Origin of the sequence: Rhizobium sp. TAL182 (assembly GCF_002117725.1) — a bacterium.
Lineage (GTDB): Bacteria > Pseudomonadota > Alphaproteobacteria > Rhizobiales > Rhizobiaceae > Rhizobium > Rhizobium esperanzae.
In genome coordinates this window covers 199,441-212,397 of record NZ_CP021027.1, presented here as the reverse complement: position 1 = coordinate 212,397, position 12,957 = coordinate 199,441, and the positions used below count along the sequence as shown (strand labels likewise).

At 59.5% G+C, this 12,957-nt stretch carries 9 protein-coding genes; 5 read left to right on the top strand and 4 right to left on the bottom strand.

The features are described from left to right. Positions 1-39 precede the first annotated feature (39 nt). From Tal182_RS25445 to Tal182_RS25435, 3 genes are all read right to left on the bottom strand, one after another. Positions 40-1,446: a hypothetical protein gene (locus tag Tal182_RS25445; protein WP_085861373.1), complete on the bottom strand. Its 1,407-nt coding sequence runs from the start codon at positions 1,444-1,446 to the stop codon at positions 40-42. Positions 1,447-1,448: 2 nt separating this feature from the next. Next, positions 1,449-2,702 carry an MFS transporter gene (locus Tal182_RS25440; RefSeq protein WP_085861372.1) on the bottom strand — a complete coding sequence of 418 codons (1,254 nt, stop codon included), beginning with the start codon at positions 2,700-2,702 and terminating at the stop codon, positions 1,449-1,451. 70 nt (positions 2,703-2,772) lie between these two features. Beyond that, the gene (locus Tal182_RS25435; RefSeq protein ID WP_244597459.1) at positions 2,773-3,624 is read right to left on the bottom strand and encodes an AraC family transcriptional regulator; all 852 of its coding nucleotides are present in this window, start codon (positions 3,622-3,624) and stop codon (positions 2,773-2,775) included. Positions 3,625-3,913: 289 nt separating this feature from the next. Between Tal182_RS25435 and Tal182_RS25425 the strand changes: the two genes are divergently transcribed. Both Tal182_RS25425 and Tal182_RS25420 read left to right on the top strand, forming a co-directional pair. Then, complete coding sequence (locus Tal182_RS25425; protein ID WP_085861370.1) at positions 3,914-4,927, top strand: class I SAM-dependent methyltransferase; 1,014 nt, start codon at positions 3,914-3,916, stop codon at positions 4,925-4,927. A gap of 163 nt (positions 4,928-5,090) precedes the next feature. Next, positions 5,091-5,561, top strand: coding sequence for a hypothetical protein (locus tag Tal182_RS25420; protein ID WP_008536021.1), 471 nt, complete (start codon positions 5,091-5,093; stop codon positions 5,559-5,561). Between the two features lie 104 nt (positions 5,562-5,665). On the opposite strand, the gene traA is transcribed toward Tal182_RS25420, so the two are convergent. Continuing rightward, positions 5,666-10,354 carry a Ti-type conjugative transfer relaxase TraA gene (gene traA / locus Tal182_RS25415; protein WP_085861369.1) on the bottom strand — a complete coding sequence of 1,563 codons (4,689 nt, stop codon included), beginning with the start codon at positions 10,352-10,354 and terminating at the stop codon, positions 5,666-5,668. A 173-nt stretch (positions 10,355-10,527) separates the two neighbouring features. Between traA and Tal182_RS25410 the strand changes: the two genes are divergently transcribed. The 3 genes from Tal182_RS25410 to traG are packed head-to-tail and all read left to right on the top strand — an operon-like array spanning position 10,528 to position 12,954. Further along, a complete protein-coding gene (locus Tal182_RS25410) occupies positions 10,528-10,815 on the top strand; it encodes a TraC family protein (protein WP_080712064.1) in 288 nt (95 codons plus the stop codon). Then, the gene (locus tag Tal182_RS25405; protein WP_009983795.1) at positions 10,805-11,044 is read left to right on the top strand and encodes a conjugal transfer protein TraD; all 240 of its coding nucleotides are present in this window, start codon (positions 10,805-10,807) and stop codon (positions 11,042-11,044) included. The genes Tal182_RS25410 and Tal182_RS25405 overlap by 11 nt, the downstream gene beginning before the upstream one ends. Further along, positions 11,035-12,954: a Ti-type conjugative transfer system protein TraG gene (gene traG / locus Tal182_RS25400; protein WP_008536019.1), complete on the top strand. Its 1,920-nt coding sequence runs from the start codon at positions 11,035-11,037 to the stop codon at positions 12,952-12,954. The genes Tal182_RS25405 and traG overlap by 10 nt, the downstream gene beginning before the upstream one ends. Positions 12,955-12,957: the final 3 nt, after the last annotated feature.

The window sequence follows — 12,957 nt, the reverse complement described above, 5'->3', positions numbered from 1 at the left end:
TTGGGCGGTAAAGTGGTCAGAAAACCAAAGGAGGTGCGATCAGCGGAACGCCCATTGCGAGGATTGTCTGCCCACTCTCCCGGAGGAATAGGCTACCGCAAGCTCCGCCCATAGGGGGTCCTGGGTGAAGCTGGAAAGGGGCCCGCAAGCGTCGATAATGCTCATCTTGCCGAACTGCCCGAGAAGCGTTTCAATTCCCCCACGGCTAAAAGCATTCAACAGCGAAAATGGCTCGCACGGCGAGGAGATGATGCGATGGCCCCAAACCCCCGGCCGTTCGTCCTTTGACAGTGCGTTGAGAAGCTGTGTGTCACGATGGTTGTTCCTCAACGCCTCGCAGAATGCCCAGCGCATCAACGGATAATAGATCGTATGCCGACTTCCACCCAGGACACGCACGCCAGGCAGGATCGACGTTACGATGAACATCAGCAGAAGGTTCGGAACGATCCGGCCAGTTCTCAGGGCCTCCACAAGACTTGGCGGCGAGAATTCAACACAGACATCATCTGTCTCCTTCGACCGGAGGACCCTGCCATCCAGCCAAAGTGGAAAAAGCCGCCCTTCAATGCAGCCCCAGAAAAAATGCGTCGAGTTTTTCAGCCAGCCTCGCCAAGCCGTGTCAGCGAGTTGATCGATGAAATGGATGAGGCGCATCGCGAATGCTCGGTCCTCGATCAACGAGGCTCGCAGCCAGGACCGGCCATCGGAAAGGTGGTCCGCGACCAGATCGGCAACGTCGCTATCATCAAGCTGAAGAAAGTCCACCTGGCTCTCAGAATACCGCTTCCAGAGGCAAAGATTTGCCGCTTTGAGCGCCTCTGCCGCCGACTGGAATTCGCCAAGAGGCAAAAGGTCTCGCAAGTAGGAAATTGCCTCCGAGTCATCACCGGGCCTGTCGACGTTTTGAAGATGGAATCTGTAGCAGCCGTTTCTGCCAAGAATGCTGTAGGGGATCATTTTGCTGCGCGACAGCCCGAAGACATTGACTGCATCGCCATCGACGTGGAGCCAGGCCGGACCCTTGCGACCGCGTTCTACGAACTTCACTGTCGAGCAAGCGTAGGAGATATAGGATGTCCTGCCATGCGCGCGAAGTCCCATCAGGGAGAACAGATGGGTGTAAAAGGCGTCAGGCTCGATCAACAGGTGGAGGTGGGGGCCACACTGCAGCACCGGAGCGACTTCGATTTCGGTTTGAAAGCGCGATGCGGCTTCTGCTGAATAACCCTGACGTTGCGCGACGGCCGCCACGCGTGACCGCAATAAAGACATTGCCTGGCTTCGCGCGACGCACCCCGATCGATCCGATCCAACCGAGAAGGCCGCCTTTGCGTAGTCGTTCAGCGTTGCCTGCTCAAACTGACGCAACCAAGGGAATAATTCAAAAATGAGGGCCAACACCTCACCTTTTGAAACCAGGTCACTATTGGGCGACGTCTCCATCCTCAGACGAACCGCCTTTCCACCGGCGCTCCCCGATCCATGTTAAAGTAAAAGAAGAGCGCGACGGTCACCATCAGCGCCCCGAAGAGGCCGAAAATCCCCGAAGGTGGAATTGCGTCTCCGATCGTCCCGATGATGCCATACGCAAGAAGCCCTATCGAAACACAGATCGTGTGGATCTGGCTTCGCGCCCGCCCCAACATGTCAATCGAAACAGTCGATTGAACCCGTACATCGATCAGGATTCGCGTGACATTGTAGCAGAAGCCAAGCAACACCAGTTGAACGAGCGCGGACAAAAAGCTCTGGAAAACAGGAAAGCCCAACAGAACAATGCCAGCGAGCGCCGACTGGAAGAGGATGCTTTGTCGTCGCGAACGCGCCCTTCTGAGAAGAAGGGTTGAACAGCCCGCAATCGAACCGAGGGCCCAACCTGCCTCGAGATAACCGAACTCTAGCGCCGACCCCATGAGTTCACGGGTGACATATGCGGCGCCCAATACACTCACAAGCATGCCCATCGCATAGGTCAACGCATACATGACGGCGGTGGTCTTCAGTGAGTGAACGACGAAGGTCATCGGCAACAGATCCATCCGACGAATGCTCTTCGCCTGCAAATCCGATCGAGAACGAGAAAGCGGCAGTCGGCCGAGTGCCAGCAGCCCCAACAGTGATAGGCCGAAAAAGGCGCCAGGGAGGATCGACGTCAGATTCATCCCGATGGCGGTTAAGCTGTACCCGGTGACGATGGCGGCGATGAGATTGCCCGCCTGCATCGCAATATAAGACGCCGAATTGAATGAAGTGAGGTTTTTAGGACGAACGATGTCTGGAATGATGGCCTGCAGCGCAGTCGAATAGGTTCTGTCGAGGAACGCGAAGATGGTCCACGATAGGCAAAGAACATCAAGTGGGTGACCGAACGAGAGACCAATGCCCGTTGAAAATATGAGGATCAACCTGGATAAATCGCAAGCGATACAGACGAAGCGACGATCAAATCGATCAACTAGAACCCCACCAACATTGCTGGTGAGCAACTCGGCGGCACTGCCGAGCGCCAAAAGGATGGCGAGAGCGCTCGTGCTCTTGCTGACATCTGTCGCAACCCATGCCGCCAGCACGAAGTAGACATTGCGGCCGGTGGCCGACGCCAGAACACAGAAGAGATAGATGCCGCGAGAGGCATAATACCCCATGCCGCTGCTTTCTGTCGCGCCCACTTCATCCACACTCCCTACTGGCAGGTTCATGGGGACATGCTATTCTTCTGAATAGCTGGCGGCTTTCATGAATTTGATATTATCTCTCGTCCAGAACCAGCTATTCTTTCCAGAGCGCCCGGTACTCGGCAGGGGAAAATCCCGTCTCTCGGCGAAATCTGGTCGAGAGGTGGCTCCCGCTGGAGTAGCCACAGGCGATTGCGATCTCGGTCACGCTGATCGCAGTTGTGCGGAGAAGGTCGGTCACGCGTTCGAGACGGCGCTGGTTATAGAAGCCATAGGGCGTCGAGCCTTGCGACTGCTTGAAAGCGCGGGAAAAATGCTCGTAGGTCAATCCCGCCTCTTCAGCCAGAGCGCGCACGCTCGGAGGTCGATCGATGTGAGCTTCAATCCGCCCTATCACGCGCTTGAGAACGGTAGGCGACAATCCTCCTCGAGACAATCTGCCAGATGTGCCGGAGCGGCGCTGCAGAAGTCCGAAGATAGCCGCGAGATGCCCTTCAACGATCAGACTCCCCATGGAATCGTCGTGTGAAAGTTCTCCGGCAATCTGCCGCGCCAAGCATTGGATCGGCAGATCTCTAAATCCAAGCTCCGGACGTAAGGTGCCGACGCGCGGCAGCTTAGTTGTAAGGTTGGAAAAAAAATCCTGCGTCACGGTTATCATAAGATAACAACCCTCAGCATCGCCTTCATCCCAACCGCTCCAATGGCAACCGGGCGGAATGTAAACAAGCGAGCCGTCTGGACGCGGACTGAACTCGACTCTTCGTCCGTCCAGAAAGTTTTCGCCGGATGCCGCCGTACCCCTTATGTTGAGGAAGATCAGGTGGTCATCCGCGACAACGTCGATAACCTGTCGCCCGAGACTGCGCCGGCGAACGACATCTGCGCGGGCATGGCTCCAAAGGCCTTGCTGGTGAAGGATGATCTCCCCTTGTGACTTCTTCATCCTCTCGGGGTGAATTGATGGAATGATCCCCACTCGAAAGCTGCTCCCTTGAAAAACCGGTGTGGTAGCGACCCTACCTCACCCCAAGTTGTCAACAAGCCAGGCTTTAACCTCAGGTCGAATTTCATGTCAATTTCATGAAAACCAATCAAAATCGTGGATGCGAAAACATGACGTTCGCGATCATCTTCTGCCGACATCATCGCTGACGGCACAATCTTTTCAGGATGCGCGATTTCCCTCCTGAATCCCAAAAACGCGATGGTGCGAGAGAAAGGCAGGCTTTCGCATGTGTGAATTTGCCGACTTCATTGAGGAGTGCGACCGTGCCCCTCGCCTTAACGAGCTTTCTGAGTTTTTTTCGACCACCGCATCCGGTGAGGCCGGAATGCCTATCCGTCCGCCTGAGCTCGATCGCCGCTTGTTCCCAGTGGACATGACGTTCAGGCGCTTTTCAGCCCTTCATCCGCTGCGCCAAGGTCCATTCGATAAGCACTACCTGAGCAGCATACCCTACCGCCTCGAAGAGGAGTGCCGCATAGGCAGCGCGATCCTCAAATACGCGCGCGCCAGAAAGGGTCAACTGCAGCTCTACACGCTAGGTACAGCCGAGGGGACGATGGCTCGTGTGATCGGCGAACTTGGCAATGGCAAGATAGAAACACTGTCCTGCAGTCCCAACGTCGAGAACCTTAGAAGCTTCTATGCCTATGGCGTTCCTCCTCACGCCATGTTTTTTCACGGACCATTTCATCATTTGACATCGCAAAGGGTCCAAGAAGACGTGGAGCTCCGAAAGTTTGGCAGCGGTTTCGATATCATCCTCGAGGACACGACTTTCCAGATGTATTCGCCAAATCGCTTCGATCAGATCCGTTTCGTCTCGCAGCATCTCAAGACCAACGGGCTCTTCATGTTCGTCGAGAAGTTCAGGCATGAAGACGCCGAGGAATATCGGCGGCGGGAACGCCAGAAGGACCATAGCTTCAAAGCTCGCTTCTTCAGCGCGTCAGATATTCGCGCCAAGGAAGAGACGGTGCTAACGCGAATGGATCGAAACGAAGTCACCCTTTCGGAGATGAGCGAAACACTACGCCGGTTCTTTGGACACTCATTCGTCACCTGGAACAGCGGCAATTTCTACACGCTTGTCTCCAGCAACAGTCGGGAGAATCTCGACCTGTTCCTATCGAAGCTGTCCCCACCCGCGATTCCGGCAGAATATGTCTATGCGGACCTTCCCTACCGCCTTTACCCGGAATCCGAAGCAAGGCGGCTATCGGGGCGATCTTGGACCCTTTAGCGATTCCTCATCTTCACCGTCGCGTAAGCGCAACTGCGTCACGTCTTCACGAGCCTCAACTGGAACAACGTTCGCGTCAGCAGAAAGCGCTCCATCACGTTGAGCAGCCCTCAGCGCTTTGCCACCTCTAAAAGCCTTTTTTCTCCAAATAGGCAGGAACAGCATGAAGAAATCGATTGGCGAAGTCCGTCACTTCGTTGAGCTGAGCCCGCCGTGCAACGCGCATCTGGTCCTGCCACGAGCGCCATCATTCGCGGGTGAGGAAGATGTTCCAAAGTGCGTGCACGTCGCCGAAGCGTGTGTCGCAATCACGCGCACGCAGCACGTTGCCGACAAGATCTGCACGCAAATCGAGAACTTCTACCAATCCCTCGTCTCCGTGGGACCTGACAGGTTTCTAGCTTTCGAAGGTGGAGGCGCGATCATAAGGCCGACCAGTGAAAGCCTGTTCTTCACGGTCTCAGCGCGAGACCTCGTCACTTTCTGTGGCATCCGCGCGCTGCTGGAAGCAGGCTTGTTTCTGGCCACGTCCGTGTCCGAGGGGGCTATAGAGTGGCTTCACGCAGACGGCACCCGATCTGGTGAAACCTGCAATCGCCTCTACAACGACCGCTGCGGAACGGACGAACAGTAGCTTCGACCGCTCCGCCACCCAAAGGAAGATCGATCTCGGGACAATCGGGTCGTAGTGCTTTTCCAATCGACCAACCATTTCGTCCCCCCGCTTTTCTTCGAGTCTCAGAGGTTGATGCCGCGAGCGCGGCTAGCAGCCCTTTGGCGCCGCTCCGCTATGATCTGCTCACTGCTCTGCAGACGGACAGTCTGCTGCAGGACCTTCAGCCGCTCCTGCATCGCCTCGAAAGCTCGACGCTGCGCCGGCGGCACGCGGTTGACAAGATCCTTGTCACCCCGGACGAGGGCATTGCGACCAAAGCGCTCGTCGAGCGCTCGGCTGACAGCGGCAAACTCCCGGCCAATGCCCGGATCGAGGGAAGCGGCGGAAACACTCAGCTTCCTGCTGTCCTTGCTCACCTCGACCGTCAGGTGCGCCAACGCCTCTTCCGCAGCTTTCGAAAGAGCTGGAATGGCAACCGCCATGCGCCGCCGTTCGTCCGTGATAGCCTGGCGTTCGGCATCGAGGGCATTGAGGTGGGCCGCACCGAGCGCGCGCAGGCGCGCTGCAGCTTCCGGCACGGCCGCCACAGCCTCTTTCCGCTCTCGGCCAGAGGTCAGCATCCGGTCCATCAGGCGATCCGAACCACGCAAGGCACCATAGGCGGCAGGATTGTTGGTCACCGCGGCTCCAATGCGCTCGGCGGCAAAACCTTTCTGGAGAAGTTCCTCGATCTTGCCGACGACTTCAGCCGGATCGCGCCAGATTGTCGTTGCCGCGTTGGCCAATGCGCCACGCTGCTGGCGATAGAAAGGGTTGGAGAGCGCCCGCAATCGAGCCTCATCGTCGACCGACGTCTTGAACGCGATGACGGCAGCAAGCATCGGCGGCACGGCGACATTCTCCTTCCCCGGTCCGTTCTCTGTCTCTTGGCCCCGAACAACACTGGCGCCGGCGACGACCTTCGAACGATCCCGACGTTCGGCGAGGTGCTGCTCGTCGGCAAAGCGTCGCACGGCGTCGAACAAGCGGGTCAGCTTTCCGCGCCGTTCATCCGTGAGGTCCTCCGGCATGCGCTCGACAATGTTGCGTTCAGCGATCGCATCCGCCTTCGCGCTAAATGCGCTCCAGCCAAAGCGGGCCGTCAAAGCTTCGCTCACCGCCTTGATCTCCTGCACCACCGATCGATCCTTGGCGGTAAGCGCAAAGGCCGTCTTGTAGGCATCGTCCCCGCCCTGGCGGCGCACCGCCTCGATTTCCATCAGACGTGCCATGGCGCGTTCGGAGAGCGCCGGGATCGACAATGACATATGCGCGCGGCGCGTCTGCTCGCGCAGTACGAACCGTTCGGCGTTCCTGCGGAACTCGGTCGCATGGGCACGGGCCATCGGAAGCAGTTCCTTCACGGCCGCGACAGCGAGATTGCGCTCTTCACGCGCCGCGCCTCCGTCGACGATCAGCTCGGAGCCACGCAGCCGGCCAAGCCGACCAGGGGCTGCCGCAAGGTCGTCGGCGAGCCTGCGGGGTGCGACCCCGATATCCGACGCCAGTGCATTCAGGGAGACGAGCGCTGCATCCGGATCCCGGTAGATCTTCTGCAGCAGCGGCCGCAGGATCACCTCCCGCTCCGTCCAGGCCGGCGACGCAAGCTGCGCCAACCGCGCATCCTCCTCGACGCTGCTGACAAAGGACGTGGCCGGCGGGATCAGATAGCGTGTTTCAGCAGCACTTGCGCCCGAGACGGAGTGGGATGCAGTTCGCGCGTCACTGGACGTCGCTTCGACCATCGTCTGGCTCCGCTCTTCATTGTAGACGACCCGCCGTTCCCGCTCGATGGCAAAGCCGAGCGCCACGCTTGCCCTCTCCCAGAGCTTTTCCACCTGCTCCCGCTTTGCGGCAATCCACGCCCAGCGCCGGGTAAGGCTTTGCTCCATCTCGGCTGCGGCCAAAGAGAGATGATCGAGCCCGCGGCGCCGGGCGAAGTCGTTCGCGTGTGCGCGGTAACTGGCCTCGCTCTCAAAATCGAGCGTCGTCGTCTTGGCACCGGAGCGCGACAAGCGTTCGACGAGCGGATTGAAGAGTTCCGGCCGATGACTTTCCCGCGCGATGCGCTCCTGTCGTGCGCTAGCGGTCTCGACCTGACTGGCCGTCCAGACGTTGCGATCGACCTCCCTCTCCTCGTAATGCTTGTGACCTGTCTTCTCGTCGACTACGGCAATCTGGACCTTGACCCGCTCGACACCATCCTTTCTGAGCGTCACGGTGTCGCCTTCCTGGATGCCGGCCTCCTCGAGTGCCTTCGGCAGGCTCACGCCCCAAAGCCGATGGACGGTTCCGTCGTCCGCCCTGACGTCGGCATAAGGGCTGTCGTCGGCATCCTCGTCATCAGGCCGGAATTTGGCTTGGCCGGTTTCGACAAGCTCGCCGGTCACACCCGCGGCATGATCGACACGCGGCTTGCGTCCCCATTCAGGTTTTGCCGCAAAATCTTCTTTGGCCGCATAAAGATCGACGCGGTCGCGATGCCTCGTCATCGACACATAGGTCAGATGCTGGTCCATCATCCCGGTTGCCAGCACGAAGGTGCGATCGACGGTGGCGCCCTGCGATTTGTGGATCGTTGCGGCATAGCCGTGATCGACATGGCGATAGCTGTCTTCGCTGAAGACGAGCTTGCGGCCGTTGTCGAGCAGAATCGAAAGCAGCGGATCTCCACGCTTGTCGCCGGTGGAAACGACGGTGCCGAGCATGCCGTTCTTCACATACTGTGGCCCGGAGTGCTTGGCGCGCGGCTCAAGGAAGCGGGCGTTCTCCAGGAAGATGATCCGATCGCCGGCGGCAAATTCCCGTGCGCCCCGCTCGCTCCGGAAGCTGCGGCTTTCGCCAAGCGCTCCCTCCTGCGTCATCACCGATCGCAGCGCCTCGTTCAACTTGCGAACATCGTCGTTGGTGTGGGCGAGCACCAGCAGTTCATCACCGCGAAGGCGGCCATCCCCGCCCTCAGACGTTGATCGCTCTATTGCCTCTCTGCGCGCAGCAGCCCAGTCGGAGACGATCCGATCGATCGTTTCCTCGCGTGACCCTGCCTCGACCAGATGGCCATGCCGGGCATAGGCGTCGAGGCCCTTCTCGACCTCGCCGCGGGCAAACAGCCGCGAGGCATTACGTGCCCAGGCCTCACGCTGGCGGCGCACGCCGGCAAGCTCTGCAAAGCCGATGCGTTCGGTAATTGCCCGGAAGGCAGCACCGGCCTGGATCGGCTGCAGCTGCATCGCATCGCCGACCAGCACGACCTTTACCTCAGCCTCCTCGGCAATCTTCAGCACACGGGCCATCTGCTGCGAGGCCACCATGCCGGCCTCGTCGATCACCAGCACATCACCGCGATGGAGCGTATCGCGCCCATTGGCCCAGGCCAGTTCCCAGGAGGCAAGCGTCCGCGACTTGATGCCGGAACTGTCTTGCAGCCCTTCCGCGGCCTTGCCGGCAAGGGCTGCACCGATCACCCGGTGTCCCTCGCTCTCCCAGGCAAGACGTGCGGCAGCAAGCAGCGTCGATTTGCCGGCGCCGGCAAGGCCTACAATAGCGGCAATGCCACCATCACCGGTGACATGACGGACAGCATCGACCTGCTCTGCATCGAGCCGAAACGGATTCTTTGGATCGCCGCTCTCCACGCGTTCGATCGCCACCGTCACATTCCGCTCGGAAACACCGAAGCCGCGACGCTCCGACAAAACCCGCGCCGACTGCGCCATGTCGTATTCGATGCGCAGCATCTCCCGCGTCGTAAACACCGCGGGCTCCGACACCTTTCCTGTCTCTGCCTCGATCTCCTGCGGCTTCAGTATGACCAATTGGTCCGACGCCATCAGCCTGGCGCGGATGTTGGCAAAATCGGTGGGATCGTCGACATAACGGTGCAGCGCCCTGGCGATATCCCTCTCGTCGAAGGTAGAGCGTTCATTGCCGAGCTGCTTCAGCAAAAGCTCCGGCTCTGAAAGCAGCCGATCGGCCATCTCCTGGCGGCGGGCGAGATCGGCCGGCGCGAAGTGGAGCTCCCTGCCCTTCCTCGCCAGCGCCGCCTTCTCCGGCCCGAGATGTTTTTGCGCGATGCCGTCGAGGCCCTGTTCGGCATAGGAGCGACCGTCGAGGCGGATGTCATGTCCGGCCAGCGCCAGATGCCGGTTGGCCGTTTCCGCCCAGGCGATCTTCCACGCCTTCATCGTTTCCTTGTCGCCCGCCCAGACTTTGTAGACGATCTTGCCGTTCGGGCGGTCCGGCGTGACGACACGCAGCGGCTTGCCACCCTCACCAAGCACTGGAACCTTCTTTGCCCCGAACCCCTCCTCCGTCAGCGGCCGGAGCGTCGTCATCAGGTGGATGTGCGGGTTGCCGTCCTTGTCGTGATAGACCCAGTCGGCGATCATTCCTTTCGAGGTGAGATTGTCGCGGACGAATTCGCGCACCAGCGTGATATTCTCGGCCCGCGTCAGCTCCTCCGGCAGCGCGATGATCAGTTCGCGGGCGAGCTGCGCATCTGCCCGCGTCTCGAAGGCGTCAACGGCATTCCAAAACACTTCGCTGGCCTTGCTGACGGACTGACCTGATATCGCCGACCGCAGCCAATCCGGGATCTCATCCGGCAGCGCCAGTTCCTCATACATCAGTTCGCCCGCCCCACCGCGATAGCTGAACGACGTTCCCGCCTGCTCGTCCATCATCCGGGCGCGGTGGCGATAGGCGGCAGCCGAGACGATGCTGCGTCCCGATCCCCTGCTGATCACCTGCGCTCTGACGAACATGATCGCCACTGGCGTCTCCAGACTGGCCCAAGCACGTCGCGACAGCGACGTATATTGCGCCCTCAAACAGATCGGACCGAAGGGCCGATGCCGCTTTTCTGGTTGCACGGTAGCGCATTTTACTGTTTTATTCTAGTTAGTATAATCGCACCTTCGACATCAAAGCAGAAAAGGAACCAGGAATGGCGACAAAATCATCGATTTCCGATCTCGACGCCCAGATCGAAAAGCTGCGCGAACGCAAACGATTGTTGATAGTTAAATCGGCCGAGCGGTTTGCCCGCGCCGCGACCAGAACCGGGCTGGCGGAGATGGAGATCGCCGACGAGGAGGTCGATCGGATCATCGAGGAAATCGCCGCGCGATTTCGGAAGGGGGAAAGGAAAGGCGCCGCTGGCCCCACTCCTCAAACGCGTCGACCAGCAGATAGCGGCGCTGGAGCGCAGGGGCAGGTTCCACATGACGGCTGACCGCAAGCGCGACACGCGCGAAAAGATCCTGCTCGGCGGGATCGTCGTCAAAGCCGGGCTATCGAAGGCGGATCGGGCGTTCCTGCTCGGCGGCCTCATAGAAATGGCAAGGCTCGTCCCAGGCTCCATCGAGCATCGGCGGCTGCGCGATATCGGCGAAGAGGCTTTCAAGGTCTCCTCTCTGAGGAACGGTTCATCGCATCTCGAGGAGAAAGTAAGATGGGCCTAAGAGGGAAACCGCATCCGAGCCTGTTACTCGTTTTGGTACCGATCGCCGTCACCACGATCACAATCTACATTGTTGGCTGGCGATGGCCGGGACTCGCCGCCGGCATGTCCGGGAAGATAGAACACTGGTTCCTGCGCGCAGCACCTGTGCCGCCTCTACTGTTCGGACCTCTTGCCGGACTTCTGACAGTTTGGGCCTTGCCGCTGCATCGGCGAAGGCCGGTCGCCATGGCAAGCCTTTTGTATTTTCTCGGTGTTGCCGCGTTCTATGCGCTGCGCGAATTCGGCCGGCTTGCACCTGCTGTGCAGGCCGAAGTGATCACATGGGATCGAGCGCTGTCCTATCTTGATATGGTCGCAGTCATCGCCGCCGTCGCCGGCTTCATGGCAGTGGCGATGTCGGCCCGCATCTCCGTCGTCGTCCCAGATGAAATAAAACGTGCCCGGCGTGGAATATTTGGAGATGCCGATTGGCTGCCCATGACGGCAGCAGGAAAGCTGTTCCCGCCGGATGGGGAAATCGTGGTCGGCGAGCGTTATCGGGTCGACAAGGAAATCATCCATGCGCTTCCCTTCGATGTAAACGATCGCAGCACATGGGGACAGGGCGGGAAGGCGCCATTGCTCACCTACAGACAGGACTTCGATTCCACCCATATGCTGTTTTTCGCGGGATCGGGCGGATACAAAACGACCAGCAACGTCGTGCCGACGGCGCTCAGATATACCGGACCCATGATCTGCCTCGATCCTTCCACTGAGGTCGCGCCCATGGTCGTCGAGCACCGCACCAATGCGCTCGGGCGCGAGGTCATGGTGCTCGATCCGACGAACCCGATCATGGGCTTCAACGTGCTCGACGGGATCGAAGCATCCAAGCAAAAGGAAGAGGACATCGTCGGCATTGCCCATATGCTGCTGTCGGAAAGCCTTCGCTTCGAAAGCTCGACGGGATCCTACTTCCAGAACCAGGCGCACAACCTCCTGACCGGTCTGCTCGCCCATGTGATGCTCTCGCCCGAATATGAGGGCCGGCGAAGCTTGCGCAGTCTCCGCCAGATCGTTTCCGAACCGGAGCCCTCGGTGCTCGCTATGCTGCGCGACATTCAGGAGCATTCCGGTTCGGCCTTCATCCGCGAAACGCTCGGCGTCTTCACCAACATGACCGAGCAGACGTTTTCGGGCGTCTATTCCACAGCATCGAAGGATACCCAGTGGCTGTCGCTCGACAGCTATGCCGCGCTCGTCTGCGGCAATGCCTTCAAGTCGGGTGATATCGTTTCGGGCAAGAAGGACGTCTTCCTCAACATCTCCGCATCGATCTTGCGCTCCTATCCGGGCATCGCTCGTGTGATCATCGGCTCGCTCATCAACGCCATGGTGCAGGCCGACGGCGCCTTCCAGCGCCGGGCGCTGTTCATGCTCGATGAGGTCGATCTGCTCGGCTACATGAGGGTGCTCGAGGAGGCGCGCGACCGCGGCCGCAAGTACGGCATCTCGATGATGTTGATGTACCAGTCGGTCGGGCAGTTGGAGCGGCATTTCGGGAAGGATGGCGCGACGTCATGGATCGATGGCTGCGCTTTCGCCTCTTACGCAGCGATCAAGGCGCTCGACACGGCGCGCAACCTCTCTGCGCAATGTGGCGAGATGACGGTGGAGGTGAAGGGCAGTTCCCGCAACATCGGCTGGGACACGAAGAACAATGCATCCAGGAGATCCGAGAACGTCAACTTCCAGCGCCGGCCGCTGATCATGCCGCACGAGATCACCCAGTCGATGAGGAAGGACGAGCAGATCATCATCGTCCAGGGGCATAGTCCGATCCGCTGCGGCCGGGCGATCTACTTCCGGCGAAAGGAGATGGATCAGGCAGCGAAGGTCAATCGTTTCGTCAAACCGGTGCTATGATCG